Genomic DNA, 22,731 nt, shown 5'->3' with positions numbered 1-22,731 from the left:
GCCAACATGGATCACCTCCACAAAATGTCGGAAGGACCGGACGCGTCGAACCGGCGAGGATTCCTCGGCTGGATGGGCAGGGTCGGCGTCGCGGCGATCGGCGCGGTCGCGGGCGCGACCGTGATGACCAAGCCGGCGGCGGCGGCGAACTGGCGTTGCTGCAACCTCGCCCTCCCCAACACCTTCTGCAAGACCAACAGCAGCGGACAGTACGTCTGCCCGTCCGGCTACAGCATGAAGGTGTGGCAGTGCTGTAGCGGCTCGGCGCCGTACCAGCGGAAGTACGCCTGCGGTGAGTGCACGAAGGGCGCCGACTGCGGTTCGGGCCCGTTCATCTGCTCGGCCGGCTGGACCGTCAACGCCAACGGCTGCTGACAGCGACCGGGTGGCCGGTCCGGCGCGATGGCCGCGGCCGGCCACTCCGGATGGAGGATGTCGTGTCCCTTGACACCTGGCTGACCTTCGCGCTGCTCCTGCTCATCGCGAGCGCGGGCTTCGCGCAGTTGTTCAGCTTTTGAGGCCTTTCCTTCGTCGGATACCTCCGCCCCCTGGTCCAGGGGAGAGTTCCCGGGGAGAAGCCCATGTACCGGCCGATCCTCATGCTCATGCTCGGCTTCAGCCTCTCCGCGCTGCTCGCGTACGGGCTGGTGCATCTGCTCGGCTCCGGCCTGTTCGGCGGGATGCCGGGGACGGGCGCCAAGCTCGCCGCGGCGACGGTGATGCTCGCCTGCCTGGTCATCGACTCCGGCCTGTTCGGGCTGCGCACGCCCATGTGGCGGCGGCAGACTCCGCAGCAGCATTTCTACCGGTTCGGCCCGGCCAGGGGAGCGCTCCTGTGGGGGCTGGACACCGGCCTGGTCCTGACCACGTTCAGGGTCACCTCGCTCACCTGGGCGGCGCTCGGCGTCACGCTGTTCGGCCTGGTGCCGTGGTGGGCGGGTCTCGCCTACGCGATCGGCTTCACCTGGCCGGGCTTCGCGCTGGTCGCGATCGTGCCGTCGTCGAAGGACCTGGTGGAGATCCCTGAGCCGATGTGGCTGATCGACTGGCTCATGGAGAAGGAGAAGCCGGTCAGGCGGCTGATGCTGGGCCTGCTCACGGTCGTGTTCGCCGGCGTCGTCGCTTCGTCGTTCCTGGGCTGACGCGCCGCCCGCCGCTCGCGCGGGCGGCGCGTCGAAGGTCAGCAGGCGCCGTTGAAGAAGGAGATCTCACGCCGGACGACGGGCTCGCCCGGCACCCGGAACTCCAGCGGGACGCACGCCGGCTCCTTCACGTAGAAGCCGCCCACGAACATCGTGTCGTGGTCCGAGCACGCGGTGAAGGACACCGAGTGATCGGCCTCGGCCGGGGTGCGGGCGTTCCTGGACGGCTCGGAGTAGAGCAGGCCCGCGCTGTCGTGGAACTTCGCCGGGATGGACACCGTGATCGTCTTGCCCTTCCTGACCAGCGCGCCGACCTTGAACCTGTGGTCGCTTCCGTACTGCTCGGCCCGCGCGTCGCCCCACGCGAGCAGCCCGGGGATGAGCAACGGCCCCACCACGAGGTCGTCCGGCTCGGCCGTGCGGCTCGCCGTCTTCTCTCCCGGGAACTCGCCGTTGCGGTTCGCGCAGTTCAGCACCCGCGGATTCGCCAGGCTTCCCGGCCGGCCGGACGACTGCGCCGCCGTTCCCGCGTCGGCCTCCCCGGTGGCACAAGCGGTCAAGGACGGCAGCAGCGCCACCAGCGCCGCCCAGATCGATCCCCTGCGTACACCTTTGAAGATCATTATCCAGTTGTACACCTCGCCGCCGGAGGTGGCCAGACGTCAGTGGATCACCTTCGGCGCCGTGGTCGCCGTCCGCGAGTGAGTGGCTCGGCGTGAGAAAGATCTTCAGTCGGAGCCCCGGAGAGGGTTAAGATCACCAGCGGAGGCGTCCGGGTGCCTGGTGGCCCTCTCGGTCTTCAAAACCGATGGCGCCGAGCATCTCGGCGCGGCGGGTTCGATTCCCGTCCGCCTCCGCCAGACCTCACCCCTGGAGTCCTGCTGAGCATCGACGCGTTACTGGCTCGGGCGCGTGCCGGGCTGCGCCGCCTGCCGCCTGCCGAGGCTCTCGCCGCGGCGAGTCGTGGTGACGCCTTCATCGTGGACACCCGGCCGGAATTCCAGCGGCGCAGCGGCGGCGAGGTGCCCGGCGCCATCGTGATCGAACGCAACCATCTGGAGTGGCGGCTCGATCCCCGTTGCGACGCGCGGATCCCCGAGGCCACCTCGGCGCACATCCGCTGGATCGTCCTGTGCGACGAGGGATACTCCTCCAGCCTGGCCGCCTCGGCCCTCAGGCAGATCGGGCTGGCGAACGCCACCGACGTGATCGGCGGCTTCCAGGCGTGGATCGCGGACGGGCTGAGGGTGATCCGCCCCGCCGTCCTCACCCGGCCGCGCGGTCCGGGCGAACCAGGCACGGACACGAGGCTGACGGCCGCCGAGCGCGCATGTGGGTGATCGCCACCGCCGGGCACGTGGACCACGGCAAGTCGGCCCTGGTCCGCGCGCTCACCGGGATGGACCCTGACCGCTGGGCCGAGGAACGACGCCGGGGCATGACCATCGACCTCGGCTTCGCCTGGACCACACTCAGCTCCGGCCGGCAGTTGGCGTTGGTCGACGTTCCCGGGCACGAGCGGTTCGTCACCAACATGCTCGCCGGCGTCGGCCCGTGCCCCGCGGTCATGTTCGTGGTGGCGGCGGACGAGGGGTGGCGGGCCCAGTCCGCCGAGCACCTGGCCGCCCTGCACGCCCTGGACGTGCGGCACGGCCTGCTGGTGGTCACCCGCACCGACCTCGCCGATCCCGGGCCGGCGCTGGAGGAGGCCCGCCTCCACCTGGAGGGGACGAGCCTGGCCGGGATCGACGCCGTGTCCGTCAGCGCCCGGACCGGGCAGGGCCTGCCCGAGTTGTCCGCCGCGCTCGACCGGCTCGCGGCCGGCTTCCCGGAACCGCGCCGGGACGGCCCGGTGCGGTTGTGGATCGATCGGGCGTTCACCGTCACCGGGGCCGGAACCGTCGTCACCGGCACGCTCACGCACGGCACGCTGCGGGTGGGCGACGAACTGCTCGCCGGGCCGGACCGGCTCCAGGTCCGCGGCCTTCAGGCGCTCAACCAGCGGCGGGACGCGGTGTCGGCGACGGCCCGCGTCGCCGTCAACGTCAGGGGCGCCGATCGCGACACGCTGCCCCGGGGCACCCCGCTGCTGACCCCGGACGCCTGGATCACCACCCGGTCGGCGGACGTGCGCCTGGAGCCCGGCGCGGACGTCGGCCGGGAACTCGTCTTCCACCTGGGCTCCGCCGCCGTTCCGGTCCGCCTGCGCCCTCTCGGCGCGGGCACGGCCCGTCTCACCCTGGCCCGGCCCCTGCCGCTCAAAGTCGGCGACCACGGCCTGCTCCGCGATCCCGGCCGCCGGATGATCGTGGCGGGGGTGCGCGTCCTCGACGTACGGCCGGCGCCCCTGCGACGACGGGGAGCCGCGGCGGTCAGGGGGGCCGCGCTCGCCGGCGTGACCGTGCCCACCGCCGCCGACCTGCTGCGCTGGCACGGACTGCTGAGCCGGGCCGAGCTGACCGCGATGGGCGCCGCCCCCGATGGGCCGCCGGTGACGGGCGACTGGTTCGCCGACCCCGGCCACTGGTCCGAGCTGCGGCGCCGCCTGACGGAGCAGGTGTCGCAGCGCGACCAGGGGATCACGGTGGAGGCCGCCGCCCGGCTGCTCGGCCTGCCCGACCGGCGGCTGGCGCGGGCGCTGGTCGCCGAGCCGTTGACGGTCAGAGCAGGAGTGATCGTCGATGGCGACCGGGCGCGGGCGCCGATGCCGCCGCAGGTCGAGAAGGCCGTCGCCCGGCTGCGGAGCGACCTCGCCGGCCGTCCCTTCGACGCCCCCACCGCCGAGCGCCTGACCGAGCTGCAACTGACCGGCGCCGCCCTCGGCGCGGCCATGCGTGCGGCGGCGTTGCTGCACATCGGGCGGAACGTCGTCCTCCTGCCGGACGCGCCGGAGCTGGCGGTCGCCGTGCTGAGCACGCTGCCCGCGCCCTTCACCGTCAGCCAGGCCCGCACGGCCCTGGGCACGAGCCGCCGCGTCGCCGTACCGCTCCTGGAGTACCTCGACGCCCGGGGCCACACCCGCCGGGTCGACAACGACTCCCGGATCTGCCTTCCACCCGCCGGGTCCGGCGCGGGGCTCTGACGCACCCGTCCACATGCGGCACGTGGGTCGGCGCACGGGGTCAGCGGAGGGCGGCCTCGTGTACCAGGTCGCCGCCGTGCGCGCGGGCGCCCTACGGCCAGGGCGCCAGGACGGCCGGGACGCGGCATCGCCTTTCGAGCCCGTGCCGGAGCCGCAGCTCCACCAGGCGGCAGAGGACCTGCGGGAGTCGACCCTTGATCCACTTGGTGGGAGATCAGTAGGGTTGGACGCTTTCCTCCTCACCCCGTCCCGGAGTGCCTCATGCGCCGCCATCGTTTCGGCCGGCTCGCCGCCGGTCTCGCGGCCCTCTACCTGGCCGTCGTGATCGTCCTCGCCGTCGTCGGACTGGTCACCGGCGACCTCGTCCCTCTGTGGAGAGTCGTCACGGACCCGAACGGACACACGGCGGAGGAGATCCGGTCGTGGCCGTGGCTGCCCGCCCTGCTGGTGCCGATCGCGGCGGTGCAGGCGTGGGCGTACCGGGAGGTGTTGCGCGGGCGGCTGCGCGGGGAACCGGCGCGGCACGGCTGGGAGGCGCGCCTGCTGCGGGTCGCTCTCTACGCCATGGTCGTGTACATCCTGACCTGGCGGCTGCCGATCCCCTACCTGTGGTGGATGTCGCTGGTCGCCGATGTGATCGAGCTCGTGGTGGTCTGGCTGTTCTTCCGCGTGCTGTGGGGGAGTACCCGCCGATGGCTACTGGTGCTCATGCTTGTGACCGGCGTGCTCAGCGTGGTGTATGACGTCCTCAACACCGTCGCGTACGAGATGGGCGACTACCTCTTCGGTGGGCAGGGCTGGACCTGGGCGCTGGACGTCCTGTGGTCGGTGTGGCTGGCGTCGCTGCTGGTGGCGCAGGCGCGGGATCCGCGCTGGAGCGGCGTGACGGTACGGGCCGGCATGATCGCGGTCTTCTTCTCCCTCCTGTCGTCCGGCTCGGTCTCGATCGTGGCGTTCGGCGGCGCGGACGAGGTGCCGTGGAAGTTGCTGACGCCCTCGCTCCTGGGCGCGGTCTCGGTCTTCTCGCTGGTCTGGTGGGCACGGTCCGCGCACGACCTGGGCACGCTCCAGCCTCCCACGCCCCGGACCGAGCCCATGCGGGCACGCGCCCGTCGGTGGCCGCTGCCGGCCATGGCGATCCTGCTCCCGCTGGTCCCCGCGGCCGTCAACCTCGCGCAGGGGGTGCCGTTCTGGCTCGGACCGAAGAACATGCTGGGCGACGCGGTACGCGAGTACACCGGGGCGGAGGCCACCGCGTACTGGTTCGCGCTCGACCTCCTCGTCGGCGTCGGCGCGCCGGCGGTACTGATCCTGGTCGCCGTGCGGCGGCGGACGCGTACGTTGCTGCGCGCCACGACGCTGAGCCTGTTCCTGCTGGGCGGGATCGGCGCCGTGAGCGCGTTCACTTCGGAGCACTCCACCTTCTTCGGGGAGCTGTGGCTCTACCCGGAAAGCCTCTATGTCGAGCGGGGCGCCGTCGTCCCCTACGACGGCGCCCAGCTCCTGTCTCCCGGCATCTCCCCGCTCTGGTACGCCTTGGCGCTCACCGCCTCCGGCCTCGTCCTGCTCTTGCTGTACGCCGCCCCGCCCGCTCACCGCGTCCGCCACCACGTCCTCCTGGCAGGGCTCGCCTCAGCCGTGGCCCTGTGCCTGCTGCCTGCGGCGGACATGGCCCGCGGCCGCGTCACGAACTGCGACATGCCCGAGCCGTGGGAGATCGACACGGGCGAGGCGGAGCCGCGCGAGCTGACGGCCGAGCAGAGGTTCGTGTGCTCCCTGCGCGGCGACCACCGCACACAGAGCCTGCACGTGTTCCCCGACACCACGCCCGACCAGGTCGTGCTCACCTACGGGCGCCATCTGTGCGGCGTCCACACCCGCAACGACCCACGGGAGCTGGCCCGGCTGAAGATCGACCGCGCGTCCCTCACCTATCCTCTGGCCGACATCTGTCCCAGCGCCACCACCATCGTCCAGGCCGCGAAGGCCGAGCAGGACCAGGAGATCGCGGCGATGCAGGCCGACTCCCAGGCCATGTGCGACGCCACGCCGCGCCACCGCCCGCGCACCAAGCCGGCCCGGGCGATCCGGATCAAGGAGCCGCAGTGGACCGACTACGGGGTGCTGCAGACGTACGAGGGAGAAGGATCGGAGGAGACCGAGCCGGACATGGACCCCGGCAACGGGGTGGTCTCCTCCGCGCGCGGCATCCTGGCCGTCATGACCCACCCCGACTTCGACCTTTGCGTCACCCTGGAGACCTACACCCGCCGGCCGCCAGTCGAGACCAAGGGCTGGGACAAGGTGGTCGAGGTCGGCTACTACAGCCCGGGCGGCCAGATCGTGCTCAACGACAGCCTCAGCGGCACCGAGCTGCCCAACCTCGCCCTCGACGGGCGCAAGGGGCACTACCGCATCCGCGTGCACTACGCCTGGTTCCCCTGGAAGGGCGAGGCGCAGGGTGGGCAGCGGCTGCTGATCATGGCGTATCCCGGCAAGGGCGACAGGGAGATCGTTCACCGGAACCGGAAGGTGACCTGATCCTCCTTCGGCGCCGGCGGCGGCCAGTGCCAGGTGAGCCTGGAGGCCCTTGACCCCGGCGCCGAAGAACGCCCGCCTCCTTGGGCTGATCTGTCCTGAGGGCCCGCGACCGTCCTGCTGCGCGCTCTCATCTCCGTACGCCGAGCGCTACGCGAACTCCTGTCCCCGCCGAACCCGCAGGCACGGCAGGAGGAGACTCGCACGTCCGGGTCATCCTGCAGAACCTGGAGGTGCGTGACGGTGTGCACGTGGTGATCTACCCCTACGAGAACGGGCGCGTCGCCCGCCACGGATTCCATCCTGACGGGCGGTACCGGGTTCACCCCTTCGGGTGAGGCCGGGCCGATTCCTCCGGCCTAGCTTCGACGTCGTGCGTTTCCTACGTCTCATACCTCTCAACGTCGTCATGCTCGTCGGCTGGACAGCCCCGGCCCATGCCGGGGACCACCGCTCCGTCCACGGCACGCCGGGCGTCGCAGCCGCTGGATCCTCGCGTCCGGACGAAACGAGGTCAGCATGACTGCGTCCTCCCCGCGTTCCCGTTCTGCCAGATCAACCGCCATCGATGTCACGTGGTTCTTCGCGATCGCCGTGCTGCTGTGTTTCGCGCTGTCCGTTCCGATGGTCTTCCGGCTCGTCCCGACGGACCTCTACAACCTGATCACTCCGATCATGCAGCAGTCCCCGCTGCTCGCGGCGATCATCATGTGGCTTGCCCGACGGCCCGGGACGTTCCGGGAGACGTTCGCCACCAGGTGGCGCGGCACACCCAAGTGGGCGGGCATCGGCATCGGCCTCATCGCCGCGATCGCCGCGATCCAGACCGCCATCGCACTGGCATCGGGGATCTGGCGGCTCAACCCGCTTGACCAGATCTTCGCGGCGACCATATGGATCGTTCCGGTCTTCCTCATGCAGTCGGTCTTCGCCATCGGCGAGGAGTTCGGCTGGCGCGGCTGGCTGGCGACGCGCGCCGCGTCGTGGGGATTCTGGCCGCTGGCCCTGGTCAGCGGCCTGGTCTGGATCGTCTGGCACCTGCCGGTCCTCGCCGTCATCGGTGATCGACCCCTCTGGGACATCGTCGTCTACTTCGCGGGCATGCTGCCATGGGCGCCGCTGTTGCTCGCACTTCGCCGGCGGTCGGGGAGTGTCTGGCCCGCGGTCCTGACGCACGGAGCGATCAACAGCGTCCGGGTGTACCTGCTGCAATCCGTCCCCGATGCAACGGATCACCTGCTCATCGAGGTGATCGGCTGGGTGCTCACGCTCGCCGCCGCCGTGTGGCTGATGCGCCCGAGCCGGACGCAGCTCGTCCGCGATGCTCGCGAGGCAGGGCTGCTTGGGCAGGGTGGCGAGAGATCGTGAGGCGGTGATCATGCGGCGTCGAGGTCGCCTCCGCCCAAGGCCGGGCGCGGCCCGGCGACCACGGTGCCTGTTCGATCGGTTCATCGGGCCGGTTCGGTTCGCGTCGCCTGGGTGCCGACGACGGTCAGCAGCGCGAGCTTCTCGGCGGTGTCGGTCCAGAGCGCCCGGAACTCCGGCGACCGCCGCAGCAGCTCGTCCACCAGCCCGGCCGCCTCGGTGGAACCCGGTCACGGGGCCTGGGCCGGGCGCCACCCGGAACCCGGGGTGTGGAATACGACGCTGGTTGACAGGGCGGCCGGGGCTACTGCGGTGGGTGGAGCCGTACGTCCACCGGCTGATTGACGACAGTCAAGACCGCCCGTGGATACATTGGCGCACGAACGACCGGCCCGCCGCATCGCGTACGGCGGGCCGGCCCCCCGCCTCACCGGCCTGAACTCGCCTCGAAGCGGTTCCTCGACCGACCGTCAGGCAGATCCGGGCGAACGTGCCCGTCCCCCACCCGTGGCGATGGATGTCGCGCCCGCGCTCGCACGTCGAGGCGCGGCATCCAGCCCTCCGAAAGGTGACAACACGTGAAAGCAGTACGAGTCGCTTCCGCCCTGGTACTCGGCGTGGCCGCCGCCGCTCTTCTCACCACGCCGCCCGCGCTGGCCCACTCGCCCCAGCCGTCGCCGACCCCGTCCCGCGAGCCGGCGACCGACGACGGCGACGTGATCATCTCGGAGGAGGTCCACGCGGCAGGACTGATCAACTACTCCTGCGGGCCCAACTACGACCCGTACGACTACTACCCCGCCAAGGGCGACAGGTCCCGGCTGGAGTACGTGGCCGGGACGTCCCGCGGCGGGGCGGGCCTCTACAGCGGTACGTGGAACTCCAGCATCTGGTGGGCCTGGGGCAGCGGCCTGCGATCGGGCGACAAGGTCTCGCTCGACTGGTCCGACACCGGTGGCTCGTCCTACCACGCCTGCCACAAGACGATCCCCAGCGGCGCGAGCAGCGGGACCACGGGCGGCGTCAACGAAGTGACCGGCCGCTACTTCAGGGCCTGCGTGAAGGGCGGCAGCAGCTGGAGGTGCACGAGATGGTGGCACGTCCAGGGTTCGTGAGCAGCCGCCGCCGGCCGGTGCGTCCCCGTGCCGGGCGGAACCCCTCGCACCTTCCGCGCAGAAGGGAGATCCACACGATGAAAGGCTCTCGTCCCGCCGTCCGCACGGCCACGCGGGCCGCGGTGACGGTCGTCGCCGCGGTCACGACCGTGGCGGCCGTCCTCCCCGCCGCCGCGCACGCGGACGGCACATACCGCTGGCAGAACGAATACACGCGCCAGTATCTGGAGGTCTACCAGAAATCGAAGGCCAATGGCGGCATCGTCTCCGTCTGGCGCTACAACGGCGGCAAGAACCAGTTGTGGAAGGACACCAAGACCAGCGCCGGCTATTACCGCGTGCGCAACGTGAACAGCGGCAAATCGATGGACCGCTGGAACTCCACCTTTACCCCCGACTACAACGGCGCCGCGTGCCCGGTCACGCAATGGAGCTGGTGGGGCGGCGCCCAGCAGCAGTGGAAGGGCCGCAGCGTCTACAGCCGCATCTACAACCGCCGATTCCTCATTTGGTACAACTGGCAGGGCTGCCGGGGCGACGGATGGCACGACACCCTGGGCGTGCTGCAGCCCTTCCATTATTCCAACGTCATTCTCTACTCGCGCGAATACTGCACCGAGGGCAGATGGATCGGCAAGGGCGAGTGCTTCTGGAGGAGGAACGGCAAATGAGAAAGGGCACACCACCGCTGCTGGCCGCCGGGGCCGTCCTGCTGACCATCGGGATCGCCGCGGTCAACCTCCAGCCGGCGGCGCACAGCTCGGCCGCCTCCCCGACCCTCGACCCCGACCCCCTGCCCACCACGGGCGAGGTGCTGCCGGTTCCCGGGCCCACGGGGACGCTCGGACCGGAGCCGTCCCCGATCCCGGAGCCGGCGCTCACCGCCGTCCCGTCGGATCCGGGTCTGCCGATGCCGCTCGATCCGTACATGACGTCCATGGCCGACATCCACACCATCGACCTGGCCAAGGACGCCGCGACCGCCACGTGCATGCAGTCGCTCGGCTTCTCCGCCTGGACGGCGGGCGTCGTGCGGAACTGGAACCCCGAGGACTACGTCGAGGCCGACCTGATCGAACCCCTCGACGCGACGGCGGCCTCCCGGTCCGGATACCCGAGGCCCGCGCTCGACCCGGCCGTGGCGGCCGCCGCGGCGGAGCCCGCCGACCAGCGTGCGCCCACGGCGGAGGAGATGGCGGCCTACGACGGCACCGCCGCCACGACCGGGCCGGGGGAGTCCATCCCCCAGGGCGGCTGCGCGACCAGCGGCGAGACCAGCGTCCTGGGCCAGGACCACGCGCTGGCCGCCGACCCCCGGCTGCTGGCCGACGACGCGAGCTTTCTCGCCCTGGAGCACACCGCCGTCGCACGGGCCCTGAACCAGTGGGTGAGCTGCATGACGGCCAAGGGGTACGCCTACGACAGCCCGCTGAGCGCCCGCGCCGACCTGCGCTGGGCCGGCCGGGAGCCCGGTGTGGCCGCCACACAGGCGGAGAAGCAGGTCGCGGCCGACGACGCCGCCTGCGCGGACGGCGCCGGCCTGCTGCCGACGTACCGCGCGGCGAAGCGCGCCTACGAAGAGGTCATGGTCCGCGACCAGCGGCAGGCGCTGACCGAGTCGCTGTCCGTCTTCACCACCTGGGTGCGGCGTGCCAAGGCGGTACTGGCGGGCCAGTGATCCTGCCGAGGCACGTCCTTCGTCGAGCGGAGTGCACATGAAGCAACCCCTGGCCCGCCGCCTCATCACCGCGGCCGCCGTCATGACGGCCCTCATGACGGCCCTCATGACGGCCCTCGTCGCGGCGCCGCCCGAGCCGTCGCGGGCGGCCTCGGCGGCGGCGTCCGGCCCCCGCGTGGATCCCGGGCTGGCGGCGAAGCTGTCCGCGGGCGGCGAGGTCCGCGTGAACGTGGTGACGCGGGACCGCGCCGGCCTGTCCGCCGCGGCCGCCGCGGCCGGCCACGGACGGGTGATCCAGACGCTGTCGCGATTACCGGTGCTCACCGTGCGCGCCGGCCGCGCGGAGGTGGACCGGCTGGCGGCCCAGCCGGGCGTGGTCAGCGTGTCGGAGGACGTGCCGGTCCCGCCCACGCTCGCCGAGAGCGTGCCCCTGATCGGCGCGGACCGCACCCGGGAGGCGGGGCTGACCGGCGAGGGCAGCGCGGTGGCCGTCCTGGACTCGGGCGTCGCGGTTCACCATCCGTTCTTCGGCGGGCGCGTCGTGGCCGAGGCGTGCTTCTCGCCCAGCGACGCCGCCTACGGTGCCTCCAGCCTGTGCCCGGACGGCGCCGACCAGCAGGAAGGGCCCGGAGCGGCGGACGCCGACAGCGGGCCGTGCGCGTACCTGGACTGCGCCCACGGCACGCACGTGGCCGGGATCGTCGCCGGGCAGGAGACCGGCGACGCGGCGGGCGGGGTCGCTCCGGGGGCCGGCCTCGTCGCCGTTCAGGTCTACAGCAGGTTCGACTCCTTCTCCTACTGCGGGAGCGCCGGGCCGCCGTGCCTGCTGAGCTTCGTCAGCGCCCAGCTCGCGGGGATGGAGAAGGTCCTGGACCTGATCGACGAGGGCGTCCCGGTGGCCGCGGTCAACCTCAGCCTGGGCAGCGGCAGGTACACCTCCCCGTGCGACGACGATCCGCGCAAGCCCGCGATCGACCGCCTGCTCGCCGCCGGGGCGCTCACGGTGGTGGCCGCGGGCAACAACGGCTACACCGACGCCGTCAGCGCCCCGGCCTGCGTCTCCTCCGCCGTCGCGGTGGGCAGCACCACCGACCAGGACGAGGTGTCCTCCTTCAGCGATCGCGGCCCGCTGCTGGACCTGTTCGCCCCCGGGACGGACATCGTCTCGTCGGTGCCGGGCGGCCGGTGGCAGTCCATGAGCGGCACGTCGATGGCCGCCCCGCACGTCGCCGGAGCTTTGGCGGTGCTGCGCCAGGCACGTCCCGACGCCACGCCGGCCGAGATCGAGGCGGCGCTGAAGGACACCGGCAAGCCCATCGCCTACGGCGGCGGCGGCACTCCCCGCATCCAGCTCGACGAGGCCGCTCTCGGCTCCGCGGCCCGCCCCGGCCCGCACCAGCTCTTCCAGACCCGCACCCGCGTCCTCGGCAACGTCCAGATCAGCGCGAACTCGACGTTGACCGTCCCCCTCGCGGGCGTCGCCGGGCTCCCCGCCGACGGCATCGCCGCCGTCGCGGTCAACATCGCCGCCAAGGGCGACTTCTTCAACACCGGCTCGCTGGCCGTCTACCCCTCCGGCGAGCCCGAACCGAAGGGCGACGTGCTCTTCTACGACGCCAGCCGGTACGCCTCCACCATGGTCGTGGCGAAGGTCGGCGAGGACGGCGCGCTCAAGCTGGAGAACCGTAGCGGCCAGGCCGTCCGGGTCTACCTCGACGTGCACGGCTACACCCTCGACCACGCCGCGTCCGACGTCGGCGGCACCTACCACCCGGTCGCGCCGTCGCGGATCGCCGACCGGGTGCCGGTCGCGGCGCTGGGCAATCTCGAACTCACGACGCCCGGCCTGCCCTCCCCGCAGAGCGTCGCCCTGACGGTGCTGGTCAAGAGCGCATCCACCGGCACGATCCGGGTCTATCCCGCGGGGGACGCCTTCCCGGCCGACGCCAACGTGGACTACCCCGCCAACACCCCCGTGCAGTTCTTCACCATCGTCAGGCCCGGCGCCGACGGGAAGATCAATCTGCACAATCTGGGCGGCGGCGCGGCCGAGGTCTCGGTCGAGGTGAGCGGCTACTACACCGCCGCCGAACGCGCCTCACTCGTCAAGGCGATCGCCCCGGTCCGGGTCGGCGACGGCGTGACGGTCGCCGCCGGCGGCACGTACGTGCTGCGCCCCTCCGGCGGCGACATCCCTACGGCGGGCGTCACGGCCGTCGGCGTCGCCGTCACCGCCACCGGGACGGCGAACGGCACGGTCGAGGTCGTCCCGTCCGGCAGCGCCACCGGCGTGCGGACGGTCGCGTACACGGCGGGCCGGAGCACCGTCGGCTTCGCCACGGCCGCGCTCCGCCCGGACGGCACGGTCGTGCTGAGGAACACCGGCGCCTCCCCGGTCAAGATCTCGGTGGACGTCTACGCCTGCTTCACCGGCTGACCTCCAGGTTCTGCGGTTCCGCCGGCCATCCGCCACCCCCCTTGGAGCCCGTCATGAACAGATCCACGATCAGAGCGCTCGGCATCGGCGCGGCCGTCGCGCTGCTCACGGCCGGGCTGACCGTCCCGGCGGGCGCGGCCGCTCCGCCGGACACCCCGCCGCCGCAGGAGCCTTCCTCGTCGGTGGCCCCGGCCGAGCGGGACCGCGTGCTGGCCGCGGACTGGCGTACCTCGCCGGACCTCGCCTGGACCACCGAGGGCGACGCGACCGGCTTCCACCTGCTGACGGCCGAGGAACGCACCGGCTACACCTGGCGCACGCTGGCGACGCTGAGCGAGCCCGGCTTCGAGACCGACCGCTGGATCGGCAACGTCTGCTTCACCGCCTCCGGCAGGAAGGCGGTGGCCGTGTACGCGCCGCGCGCCTTCACCAACCAGGCGGACCTGTTCGACCGCGGCGCCTTCACCGCGCTCATCGACGTGCCCACCGGCAAGGTGACCAAGCTGCCGATCCACTCCTCGCTCGCCTACTTCAACCCCGGCTGCGGCCAGGGAGAGCGCAGCGTGATCACGCAGGCCAGGGGAGGGGACCAGCCGGGCGGCCCGCCGGCGCGCACCCGGCTGTCCGTGCTCGACGCGGCCTCGGGACGGATGGCCGCGCCCGTCGAGCAGGCCGGGCAGATCACGTCCGCCATCCCCGTGAACGGCGGCATCGTGGCCGCCGCCGGCAGCAGCCTGCGGTTCCTTCCGTCGCGCGGGAGGCCGCGCGACCTCGCCAGGGCGGCGTCGGTGCCGTTCAGGCTGGCCGCCGACGCCGGCGGCGGCGTGGTGTTCATGGAGCACCAGGGGGACGTCGCCCGCGTGCGCCGCGTGCCCGTCGCCGGGGGCGAGGCGGCGGAGCTGGCCTCGGGGCCGCTCACCGAGGTCGACGTGCGCGCGGGCACGGGCGGGAAGGTGTTCCTCACCGGAAGCCTCACGACCGCGCGGCCGCTGCCCGCCCCGGTGACCCGCGTGGACGTCCCCGCCACGGCCCGGCTCTCCTCGCACGGGCGGCTGGCCGTCCTGCCGCAGACGCGGCCCTCGATGGGATCGGGCCGGGAGCCGTCCGCGGAGTGGGTGCGGTCGATGACGTCACAGCGCCCCGATGAGCCCCAGGTCGTCCATCTGAAGACCAGGATCACGACCACCGGCAGGGAGACCGGCTTCACGGTACGGACCTCGGACGGCGTGCCCGACACCGGCGCCGCCGCCGACACCGGCGCCGCCGCCGACACCGGCGCCGCCGCCGACACCGGCGCCGCCGCCGACACCGGCGCCGCCGCCGACACCGGCGCCGCCGCCGGCACCGGTTCCCCCGCGGTGACGGCCGCCACGTCGATGACCGGCACCGTCGACACCGGCGCCTACTGTTCCGTGCCGCGCAACGATCCGTACACGCAGGTGTACCAGCCGACGCCGCGCCAGGTGGAGTGGGCGGCGGACCAGGCGGTGGTCGGCAACCTGACGATGCTGCGCCCCACCGGCTGGAAGCAGTCGGGCCTGACGCAGTGGCGGCCGCAGGGCGAGTTCCCGCCGCTCTCCCTGGCGGGCGGCGGCCGGGTCCCGGTACAGGTGTTCCTCGGCATCATGTCGCAGGAGACGAACCTCTGGCAGGCCACGGGCCACGTGCTGCCGGGAAGCACCGGCAACCCGCTGATCGGCAACTACTACGGCCGTGAGCTCTACAACGACGACCCCTCCGACGACTGGGTGATCAACTGGGACAAGAGCGACTGCGGGTACGGCATCACCCAGATCACCGACGGCATGCGCAAGCAGGGCCACGAGCGTCCCTGCAAGCCGGACGAGAACTTCTGCGAGGTCGCGCTGCCCGCCTGGCAGCAGCGGGAGATCGCCGTCGACTACGCCACGAACATGGCCGCCGGCCTGCGCATCCTCCAGGACAAGTGGAACCAGACGCGCAACGCCGGCCTGATCCACAGCAACGGCGACTCGGCGTGGCTGGAGAACTGGATCTTCGCCATCTGGGCCTACAACTCGGGCTTCCACCCCGACCAGCACGACGGCTCGCCGTGGGGGGTGGGCTGGGCCAACAACCCCGCCAACCCCGTCTACCCGGCCAACCGCCACTTCTTCAACAGCAACCCGCACGACCCCGCGGAGCCGCAGCTGTGGCCCTACGAGGAGAAGGTCATCGGCTTCGCCGCCTACTCCATCTCCACCCCTGACGGCCCCGGTTTCCGTCCCGCCTGGTGGGTCAGCGTCGATGACCGCAACGCCGCCAAGCCGCTCGTCTCGTCCTTCTGCGAGCCGGGCAAGAACGACTGCGACCCGGGCGACGCGGCCGCGCCGTGCAAGCACAAGGACGCCTCCGGCCAGTACGACCTGAAGTGCTGGTGGCACACCCCGACGTGGTACCGGATGTGCGGCAGCGGCGTGTGCGGCCACGAGCTGCTGCGCTTCGACACCTCCTATCCCGAGCAACCCGACGGCACCCACTACGCGCCCAACTGCTCGCTCAGCGGCATCCCGGCCAACGCCTACGTCGTGGACGACGTGCCGTCCTCGGTGCCGATCGTGCGCTCGGGCTGCAGCAGGACCTGGGGCAACTACGGCTCGTTCACGCTGTACTTCAACGAGGCCGAGCCCGCGCCGTACGTCTCCAGAGTCGACTTCCACCAGCTCGGCGGCGGCTTCGGCGACCACTTCTGGTTCACCCACACCAGGGACGCCACCAACGCCGGCCAGCTCAAGTTCGGCGTCACCGGCATCTGGCGCCCGCCGAGCTCCATGACCGGGTGGACGCGCATCAAGGTGCACATCCCGGAGATCGGCGCGCACACCCAGCTCGCCGACTACGTCATCGATCCCGGCGGCAACGCCCCCACCCGGCACCGGGTCGTGGGCCAGTACTGGCAGAAGAACACCTGGGTGGACCTCGGCGTGTTCCACCTCGACTCGGGCGCCAGCGTGTCGCTCAGCAACCTGACCAGACGCGAGGAGGGCCGCAACTGGGACTGGGACATCGCCTTCGACGCCATGGCCTTCATCCCGACGACCAAGCCGAAGGTCGACTATGTGGGCCTCGGCGACTCCTACTCGGCAGGGCAGGGCAACGAGCCGTACGACGAGATCAGCAACTTCACCCTCGGCACCCGCGGCTCGACCTGCCACCGGTCGAAGGCCGACGCCTACGCGCGGATGATCAAATGGCCCGGCTCGTCCGCCACCATCGAGAGCGAGGCGCGCACCGGCAACGGCACCACCGGCTTCGCCCTGCTGGCCTGCTCGGGCGCCCAGACCAAGCACGTCGCGGGCGACGCGTACGCCAACGGCGAGCCGCCGCAGATCGACCAGGGCTACCTGGACGCCGACACCGATCTGGTGACCCTGTCGATCGGCGGCAACGACGCCGGCTTCTCCGACGTCATCAGCCGCTGCACCGTCGGCCTCAACTGCCGCGACGACAGCACCGAGCGGGCCATCGCGGCGCTCGACGGCCCGCTCGCCGACACCTTCACCAAGATCCACCAGAAGGCGCCGAACGCCCGCGTCATCGTCCTGGGCTACCCGCACCTGTTCAACGTGCAGAACGAGGCGCCGCTGACCTGCATCAGCTCCCTGCGCATCGGCCAGCTCGACGCCCTGTGGCTCAACGACATGACCGACCGGATGAACGCCGTCAGCGCGGCCGTCATCGCCCGCCTGCGCCAGCAGGGGGTCGACATCTCCTTCATCGACCCGGTGCCGGCCTTCACCGGCCACGCCATCTGCGACAACGACCCCTACGTGCGGGCGATCGACATCACCACCGACGGAGCCTCCTACCACCCCAACCCCGCGGGCCAGCGAGCGTACGCCGCGCTGGTGCAGTCCGCACTGAACGGCTGACCGGAGGGCGGCGGAACGCGTCGCCGGGCGGGCGCAGGCGGGGCCTGCGCCCGCCCCCTGATCAGGACCCGATGGCTACCGCAGCCTGCCGTACAGCTCGGCGATCTCGGCTTCGTCGGCGACGAGCGGCAGCTGGTCGAAGGTCAGGGTCCAGCCGTTCGAGACGCCGCCGGTGTCGTCGACGCGCTCGACGATGCCGAAGCTGATCGCGTCGGTCTGACCCTTGGGCAGGAGCGTGCCGTGCCATTCCAGGTAGGTCGCGCCGTTGACCTTCACGGCTTGCCCCGGCTCCAGCCGGACGTCGCTGACCTGTGCGAAGAACCTGTTCAGGTAGGCGAGCTTGCCCTGCGTGGTGCGCAGCGTGCCGCCGTTCAGGCCGGGGGCGGACAGCGGCGCACCGGTGAGCCGCGCCACCAGGGCCTGCGCGTCCTCGTTGTTCCATGCCTTGGCGCGGGCGACGAGCTCGTCGGGGCCGAGGACCGGCCTGCGGACCTGGTCTGGGGTGCCGCCGTCGGCGACGCCGGCGAACAGGTCGGGCAGCTCGGGGGCGAGCGGCCTGAACAGGGTGTGCCGGTCGTAGTAGCGGCGGCCTTGCACGACCTTGCCGCCGTCGGTCAGCTGGACCCGGTAGACCGCGTCGTAGGCGACCTCGTGCCCCTTGACCGTGGCCTCGTTGCGCGCTTCGAACATCACGGCGGGACCGTTCACAGCGACGCGTGTGCCTCGGAACCGGAAGTCGGGTATCAGGCTGAGCGTTCCGCTGATCGACCTTCTGATGGCCTCCTCGCCCTGGAGCAGCGGAGCGCTCGCCTTCGCCGGTTCCCACAGCGTCGCGTCCTTGGACCAGATGTCGACATAGGCGCCCACCCGGTCAGGGGTGGTGACCTTGCCGAACGTGATCTGCCGCTTGATGAACGTGCAGGCGTTGGGCGACACCCAGCCGCTGATGGAGGAGACCTCCGCCCGTGCGTCGGCGCAGCCGGCCGCTCGGTCCCAGCCTTCCTCAGTGGCCTGAGCCGGGCTCGCGATCGTGCACAACGCAAGCACCGTGCCGACCGCGAGACCCATCCCCGCCAACCGCGTCGTCTTCATGACCAGCCCTTTCGATGTTCTTTCAGGTGACACCGAAATTAGGCTGATCCGCTGCGCGCCGAATCTGTCGTCGTGACGGTAGCCGGGCGTGCCGCGCGCGCACCGGGCGTTCGGCCGGCGCCGGCTCGACCGGCCAGTAGGAGGAGGGGGTCTCCTCCTACAGGAGTATCGATCTCCGGATCTGCCTGGATACCGTTGACGCATGCGATGGCGTGGCAAGGCGCTGGATGTCCTGCTCGTGACGGCCGCCATCGGCTTCGACGTCCTGACCACCTGGCACACCTGGGGGACCGCGTCGGCGCCCGTGGTGATCTGCGGCGCCTTCTCCGTGCTGGCCGGGGCTCCCATGGGGTTCCTGCGGCGGTGGCCGGTGGCGGTGGCCGGCTACCTGGCGGGGCTGCTCGTCCTCACCGACCAGCTCGGCGCGTTCACCGTCAACACCGTGCAGATCCTGCTCCTCGCGGCCCTCGGCGTCGTCGCCCACAGGACGCGGCCGCTCACCGTGACCTGCTCGGCTCTGGTCGTGGGCGTGGCCACCGCGGTCAACCTGGCCGATCCCGCCCACCCCTTCACGGCCAACGCCTGGTGGTACTGCGCCGGAGCCGTCGTGGTGCCCGTTCTGATCGGCGTCTACCTGCGCGGCCCGGCCGGACGCCTGCCCGAGCGCGACGTCACTCCGGACGTGCTGCTGGCCGGCGGCGGGCTCACCCTGACCGTCCTGAACACCTGGACGGGCTGGGACACCGCCGGCGGGCCGGTCTGGGTCTCCGCGTCGGTGGTGGTGCTCGCGGGCCTGTCCATGGGCGTCGCGCGGCGGCTGCCGGGGCTGGTGTTCGTCCTCCAGGTCGTCCTCATGCTGCTGGCCGACCGGTACTTCGAGGAGGCGACGGCCACCTGTGTCATGCTCGTCCTGGTCGCCGTGGGCGTGTTCGCCATGCGCGTGGCCTCCTGGCTCTGGACATTCGTCGTCCACCTCGTCGCCGTCCTCGCCATCGCCGCCTTCACCGCCGCGCTGGCCGACGCCGGGTCGCAGCCGACGCGGGTCCTGGCGCTGATGACGCTCGTCGTGGCCCCCGTGGCGAGCGGCCGCTACCTGCGGGCCCGGCAGGCCGCGAACCAGGCGGAACGGCTGCGCCGTCGCGAGTCGCAACAGCGCGCCCTGGCTCAGGTGCGTGCCGACCAGCTGGCCGAGCGCGAGAGCATCGCCCGCGAGATGCACGACATCGTCGCCCACCACGTCGGCGCCATGGTCCTGCGAGCCGGCGCCGCCCGCTACTCCGACCCCGGCGGGCCCTCCAGCCAGGCGCTCACCGACATCCATGACGCCGGCCACCAGGTGCTCGAAGACCTCCGCGGCCTGCTCGACCTGCTGCGTGACCCCGACAAGCAGCCCGACCTGCTGGCCGACCCGGCCACCGTGATGCGCCGGTCGGCCGAACGCATGAGCGCGGCGGGGCTGCTCGTCGAGCTCGACATCGGCCCCGAAGTGGCGCGGGCGCCTCTGATGGCCCGCGCCTCGGCCGCCCGGATCGTCCAGGAGGGGCTCACCAACGTCCTCAAACACGCGGGGGCGGGCACCTGGGTGCGGGTGAGCCTCACCGCGGCCCCCGGCGGGCTGGCCGTCGAGGTGCGCAACGGCCGTCCGGCCGCCGCGCCGCTCAGCCTGCCCTCCTCCGGGCAAGGGCTGCGCGGCATGCGCGAACGCGCCCACGCGCTCGGCGGCACCCTCACCGCCGGTCCGGCCGAGGACGGCGGCTGGCTGCTGACCGCCCTGCTGCCCACCAGGCACGCGGCGTGATCCGCCGGTCGGCGTACAGACGGCGGCGAGCGGGGTTCAGCCGGCCGCGGACCGCACGATGCCGTCGACCAGAGCGGCCAGACGGTGCGGCTGGGACAGGAACGGACAGTGGCCGCTGGTCAGCCTGCGGATCTCGGAGGCTCGGGCTGCCATCCGCTCCTGCAGGGCGGGCGGGACGGCTTGGTCCCGCTCGGTGACGATGTAGGTGGCGGGGATGTCGTGCCACCCGGCCGTGTCGGCCTTCTCCGTGAAGGACCGCCTGGTCTGGTTGACCAGGCGGCTCATCTCCTGCTCGGCCTCGGCGTCCGGCAGGTCGCCGTAGAGCGAGGTGCGTGGCTGGTCGATGAGGGGGAACAGGCCGCTCGTGTCGTCGGGGTCCGGCAGGCCGTGGAGGGTGCACAACGACTGTCCCCGGTCCGGCAGGTACGCGGCCAGGTAGATCAGCCGCTCGACGTTGCCCGCTCCGGTGGCGGCCTCGGTCGTCGGGATGCCTCCGTAGGAGTGGGCGAGCAGCACGATCGGGCCTTCGACCGCGGCCAGTTCCGCGGCGAGCACGGCGGCGTCGTCGTGCATGCCCGCGGTGGGACGTTCGCCGGCGCTCGGAAGCGCGGGCGTGCGCGTGGCGTAGCCGAGCGCGTGCAACTCGGGCTGGAGCCTCGTCCAGGTGCTCGGCCGGTGCCAGGCGCCGTGGACCAGCATCACGGTGGTCATGAAGGGACTCCTAGGCTCCTAGGTGATCGATGGGGAGCAGTCGCAGGATCTCGCCGGACAGAAGCTCGTCCGGGCCCTTGAGGGCGTCGGCGAGTTTCGTGTCGGTGCAGAAGATCATCTCTGCGGCGATCCTGTCCTGCACGATCCGGGCGACGTTGTCCAGGGCGACGGGGATCGGCTTGGAGGGGAGCTCGGCCGTGGATATGTCGATCAGGTGGGTGTCGGCCTGTGCCGGGTCCATGAACTTCTTGATGATGAGGGAGTTCTGGTTCAGGGAGGATGTGGTCCAGATCGTGAAGACGACGACGTACAGGCCCTTCCACGCGTTGTCGCCGAGTTGCCCGCGCCAGCGGGTCATGATGTCCGCGACGCCTTCGATCTGCACTTTGGACGCCCAGTACATGTTGGTGCGGATGTTCGGATACACGCTGCCCGAGTAGTCCTCGAAGGAATCCATGTCGAAGGAGCGGCTTCGTGTGGTGTGCGCGATGAATTCGCGTGACCTGTCGAGAATGTTCGCGCACGACTGCTGAAGACCAGGTGGAAGTCTCGCCTCGTCGAGCTGCCGCCGGGCCTTGGTCATCGTGGCGGAGACGTCCTGGAGCGGCTGGATCCAGCCGTCCGCCGGCCCCTTGAACGCGACCATGTCCAGGTCGTGCGGATCGATCCTGGCGCTCTGGAACGCCGGGACCTGCTTGGGCAGGTACGGGGCGATGACGGCGAAGATGCCCAGCGGGAGGTGCGCGATCGACTTCGCCAGCTCGTAGATCTCGTCGACCGGGTGCGACGACTCCAGTGCCCGCCCGTTCGAGACGAGGCTGTACAGGCCACCCCGATGGTCGTTCTGGACGACGATGACCGGGCTCAGGTGGTTGACCAGGCCGGCTTTCAGCGCGGCGTAGTTCCGCCGCGTGTCGGCGTTGACCGCACGGATCGCGTCGCGTGCCGGTCGTTGTCCGGCAGCGTCCGACGGGGATGTGCCGGCACGTGCGACGGGCAGGACGTTGCCGCCGAGCAGCGTCGTGGCACCGGCTGCGGTGGCGGTGCCGAGGAACGTTCTGCGTGTGACCACTGTCTGACCTGCCTCTCCAGAGCCGCCGTACCTCACGCGGAAGGATCGGCGAGGTGGCCCGAGCCGTCCTGGACCGGAAAGTTGACTTAACGTTTGTGTATGGTAACGGTAAGTAGCGGGTCCTTTGGTTCGGGACAAGTGAGGTCCGCAACTGTGGCCATTGCGTCGTAGGCAGGAGAGGGAATGTCAATTCTCAAGGGCGTTCCGCCGGTCGTGCCCGTCTCACGCGGGCCTCGGCTCGCCGGTACGGCGATCGGCGGCGTCGCGCTGCTTGTCGCCACGTTCGCCGCCATGCTCGTCCCGGCCGCGACCGGCGCACGCGCCGCGATCGGGACCACCAAGTGCACTGGTTCCCAGGCGGTGACCTACACGCCCGGCCTCACCGATCAGCCCCGGGAGGTCACGGTCAGCGGGACAGCCCCTCTGCTCGACTGCGTCTCCACCAGTGATCCCACCATTTTCCAGGCCACGTCGACCTTCTCCGCGACAGGGACGTTCTCCTGCACCTCCGGCACGAGGGCCGGAAGCCGGAAAATCACCTGGAACAACGGCAACACCAGCACGCTGTCCTCCACCTCCACCGTCTCGCTCAACGACGCCGAAACCGTCGTTCTGATCAAGGGCGTGGTGGTCGACGGCGAGTTCAAGGGAGCGCGGTGGACCGGCACGTTCGCCATGTTCGGCACGAAGCCTCTGGCCTGTCTCACCACGCAGGGGCTCGCCGGCGTCTCCGGCCCGCTCACCCTGAGCATCGGCTCCCTGTGAACGGGCCCCTGTCAGGCCCGGGTGACCGTCGCCGGCGGGTCAGCAG

The 22,731-nt window shown here is 71.5% G+C and carries 17 protein-coding genes and 1 tRNA gene; 14 read left to right on the top strand and 4 right to left on the bottom strand.

The features are described 5' to 3' along the window. The first annotated feature begins 24 nt into the window (after positions 1 to 24). On the top strand, positions 25 to 375 hold the full coding sequence (locus AB0C33_RS40535; protein WP_358298060.1) for a hypothetical protein: 351 nt from the start codon (positions 25 to 27) through the stop codon (positions 373 to 375). Between the two features lie 206 nt (positions 376 to 581). Then, entirely contained in the window at positions 582 to 1,142 is a 561-nt protein-coding gene (locus AB0C33_RS40530) for a hypothetical protein (protein ID WP_358298058.1), read from the top strand. A 38-nt stretch (positions 1,143 to 1,180) separates the two neighbouring features. On the opposite strand, the gene AB0C33_RS40525 is transcribed toward AB0C33_RS40530, so the two are convergent. Then, entirely contained in the window at positions 1,181 to 1,765 is a 585-nt protein-coding gene (locus AB0C33_RS40525) for a hypothetical protein (protein ID WP_358298056.1), read from the bottom strand. A 141-nt stretch (positions 1,766 to 1,906) separates the two neighbouring features. On the opposite strand from AB0C33_RS40525, the gene AB0C33_RS40520 reads away from it, so the two are divergent. The 10 genes from AB0C33_RS40520 to AB0C33_RS40475 all read left to right on the top strand — a co-directional run bounded on the left by AB0C33_RS40520 (position 1,907) and on the right by AB0C33_RS40475 (position 17,247). Next, positions 1,907 to 2,002 (top strand) — tRNA-Sec (locus AB0C33_RS40520). A gap of 18 nt (positions 2,003 to 2,020) precedes the next feature. Then, positions 2,021 to 2,482, top strand: a complete 462-nt coding sequence (locus tag AB0C33_RS40515) for a rhodanese-like domain-containing protein (RefSeq protein WP_358298127.1) — start codon at positions 2,021 to 2,023, stop codon at positions 2,480 to 2,482. Then, on the top strand, positions 2,473 to 4,224 hold the full coding sequence (gene selB, locus AB0C33_RS40510; protein WP_358298054.1) for a selenocysteine-specific translation elongation factor: 1,752 nt from the start codon (positions 2,473 to 2,475) through the stop codon (positions 4,222 to 4,224). The genes AB0C33_RS40515 and selB overlap by 10 nt, the downstream gene beginning before the upstream one ends. A 261-nt stretch (positions 4,225 to 4,485) precedes the next feature. Beyond that, the gene (locus AB0C33_RS40505; protein ID WP_358298052.1) at positions 4,486 to 6,765 is read left to right on the top strand and encodes a hypothetical protein; all 2,280 of its coding nucleotides are present in this window, start codon (positions 4,486 to 4,488) and stop codon (positions 6,763 to 6,765) included. Between the two features lie 516 nt (positions 6,766 to 7,281). Further along, positions 7,282 to 8,130 (top strand): type II CAAX endopeptidase family protein, encoded by an 849-nt coding sequence (locus AB0C33_RS40500; RefSeq protein ID WP_358298050.1) that lies wholly within the window; start codon positions 7,282 to 7,284, stop codon positions 8,128 to 8,130. 575 nt (positions 8,131 to 8,705) lie between these two features. After that, a complete protein-coding gene (locus tag AB0C33_RS40495; RefSeq protein WP_358298048.1) occupies positions 8,706 to 9,242 on the top strand; it encodes a hypothetical protein in 537 nt (178 codons plus the stop codon). A gap of 77 nt (positions 9,243 to 9,319) precedes the next feature. Then, on the top strand, positions 9,320 to 9,913 hold the full coding sequence (locus tag AB0C33_RS40490; RefSeq protein WP_358298047.1) for an RICIN domain-containing protein: 594 nt from the start codon (positions 9,320 to 9,322) through the stop codon (positions 9,911 to 9,913). After that, positions 9,910 to 10,920 (top strand): hypothetical protein, encoded by a 1,011-nt coding sequence (locus AB0C33_RS40485; RefSeq protein WP_358298046.1) that lies wholly within the window; start codon positions 9,910 to 9,912, stop codon positions 10,918 to 10,920. Before AB0C33_RS40490 ends, AB0C33_RS40485 begins: the two co-directional genes overlap by 4 nt. Before the next feature lie 37 nt (positions 10,921 to 10,957). Continuing rightward, entirely contained in the window at positions 10,958 to 13,357 is a 2,400-nt protein-coding gene (locus AB0C33_RS40480; RefSeq protein WP_358298045.1) for a S8 family serine peptidase, read from the top strand. Positions 13,358 to 13,410: 53 nt separating this feature from the next. Continuing rightward, positions 13,411 to 17,247, top strand: coding sequence for an SGNH/GDSL hydrolase family protein (locus AB0C33_RS40475; protein ID WP_358298043.1), 3,837 nt, complete (start codon positions 13,411 to 13,413; stop codon positions 17,245 to 17,247). A 75-nt stretch (positions 17,248 to 17,322) separates the two neighbouring features. Here AB0C33_RS40475 and AB0C33_RS40470 read toward each other — a convergent pair whose 3' ends face one another. Next, the gene (locus AB0C33_RS40470) at positions 17,323 to 18,339 is read right to left on the bottom strand and encodes a nuclear transport factor 2 family protein (RefSeq protein WP_358298041.1); all 1,017 of its coding nucleotides are present in this window, start codon (positions 18,337 to 18,339) and stop codon (positions 17,323 to 17,325) included. A 202-nt stretch (positions 18,340 to 18,541) separates the two neighbouring features. Here AB0C33_RS40470 and AB0C33_RS40465 point away from each other — a divergent pair, with 202 nt between their 5' ends. Continuing rightward, positions 18,542 to 20,137 (top strand): histidine kinase, encoded by a 1,596-nt coding sequence (locus tag AB0C33_RS40465; protein ID WP_358298040.1) that lies wholly within the window; start codon positions 18,542 to 18,544, stop codon positions 20,135 to 20,137. Positions 20,138 to 20,173: 36 nt separating this feature from the next. Here AB0C33_RS40465 and AB0C33_RS40460 read toward each other — a convergent pair whose 3' ends face one another. Both AB0C33_RS40460 and AB0C33_RS40455 read right to left on the bottom strand, forming a co-directional pair. Beyond that, positions 20,174 to 20,848, bottom strand: coding sequence for an alpha/beta hydrolase (locus AB0C33_RS40460; RefSeq protein WP_358298038.1), 675 nt, complete (start codon positions 20,846 to 20,848; stop codon positions 20,174 to 20,176). Between the two features lie 10 nt (positions 20,849 to 20,858). Continuing rightward, on the bottom strand, positions 20,859 to 21,956 hold the full coding sequence (locus AB0C33_RS40455; protein WP_358298036.1) for a twin-arginine translocation signal domain-containing protein: 1,098 nt from the start codon (positions 21,954 to 21,956) through the stop codon (positions 20,859 to 20,861). Positions 21,957 to 22,103: 147 nt separating this feature from the next. Here AB0C33_RS40455 and AB0C33_RS40450 point away from each other — a divergent pair, with 147 nt between their 5' ends. Then, a complete protein-coding gene (locus tag AB0C33_RS40450; protein ID WP_358298034.1) occupies positions 22,104 to 22,685 on the top strand; it encodes a hypothetical protein in 582 nt (193 codons plus the stop codon). Positions 22,686 to 22,731 lie beyond the last annotated feature (46 nt).

Source organism: Nonomuraea sp. NPDC048881, assembly GCF_040649795.1.
GTDB lineage: Bacteria > Actinomycetota > Actinomycetes > Streptosporangiales > Streptosporangiaceae > Nonomuraea.
This window is presented reverse-complemented; position numbering and strand designations above follow the sequence as displayed.

Excerpts from the sequence above, each read along its gene's own strand:
- AB0C33_RS40505 (WP_358298052.1), top strand. The coding sequence starts at position 4,486 with ATGCGCCGCCATCGTTTCGGCCGGCTCGCCGCCGGTCTCGCGGCCCTC.
- selB (WP_358298054.1), top strand. The coding sequence starts at position 2,473 with ATGTGGGTGATCGCCACCGCCGGGCACGTGGACCACGGCAAGTCGGCC.
- AB0C33_RS40480 (WP_358298045.1), top strand. The coding sequence starts at position 10,958 with ATGAAGCAACCCCTGGCCCGCCGCCTCATCACCGCGGCCGCCGTCATG.
- AB0C33_RS40465 (WP_358298040.1), top strand. The coding sequence starts at position 18,542 with ATGCGATGGCGTGGCAAGGCGCTGGATGTCCTGCTCGTGACGGCCGCC.
- AB0C33_RS40470 (WP_358298041.1), bottom strand. The coding sequence starts at position 18,339 with ATGAAGACGACGCGGTTGGCGGGGATGGGTCTCGCGGTCGGCACGGTG.
- AB0C33_RS40490 (WP_358298047.1), top strand. The coding sequence starts at position 9,320 with ATGAAAGGCTCTCGTCCCGCCGTCCGCACGGCCACGCGGGCCGCGGTG.
- AB0C33_RS40500 (WP_358298050.1), top strand. The coding sequence starts at position 7,282 with ATGACTGCGTCCTCCCCGCGTTCCCGTTCTGCCAGATCAACCGCCATC.
- AB0C33_RS40535 (WP_358298060.1), top strand. The coding sequence starts at position 25 with ATGTCGGAAGGACCGGACGCGTCGAACCGGCGAGGATTCCTCGGCTGG.
- AB0C33_RS40525 (WP_358298056.1), bottom strand. The coding sequence starts at position 1,765 with ATGATCTTCAAAGGTGTACGCAGGGGATCGATCTGGGCGGCGCTGGTG.
- AB0C33_RS40460 (WP_358298038.1), bottom strand. The coding sequence starts at position 20,848 with ATGACCACCGTGATGCTGGTCCACGGCGCCTGGCACCGGCCGAGCACC.
- AB0C33_RS40450 (WP_358298034.1), top strand. The coding sequence starts at position 22,104 with ATGTCAATTCTCAAGGGCGTTCCGCCGGTCGTGCCCGTCTCACGCGGG.
- AB0C33_RS40475 (WP_358298043.1), top strand. The coding sequence starts at position 13,411 with ATGAACAGATCCACGATCAGAGCGCTCGGCATCGGCGCGGCCGTCGCG.
- AB0C33_RS40530 (WP_358298058.1), top strand. The coding sequence starts at position 582 with ATGTACCGGCCGATCCTCATGCTCATGCTCGGCTTCAGCCTCTCCGCG.
- AB0C33_RS40485 (WP_358298046.1), top strand. The coding sequence starts at position 9,910 with ATGAGAAAGGGCACACCACCGCTGCTGGCCGCCGGGGCCGTCCTGCTG.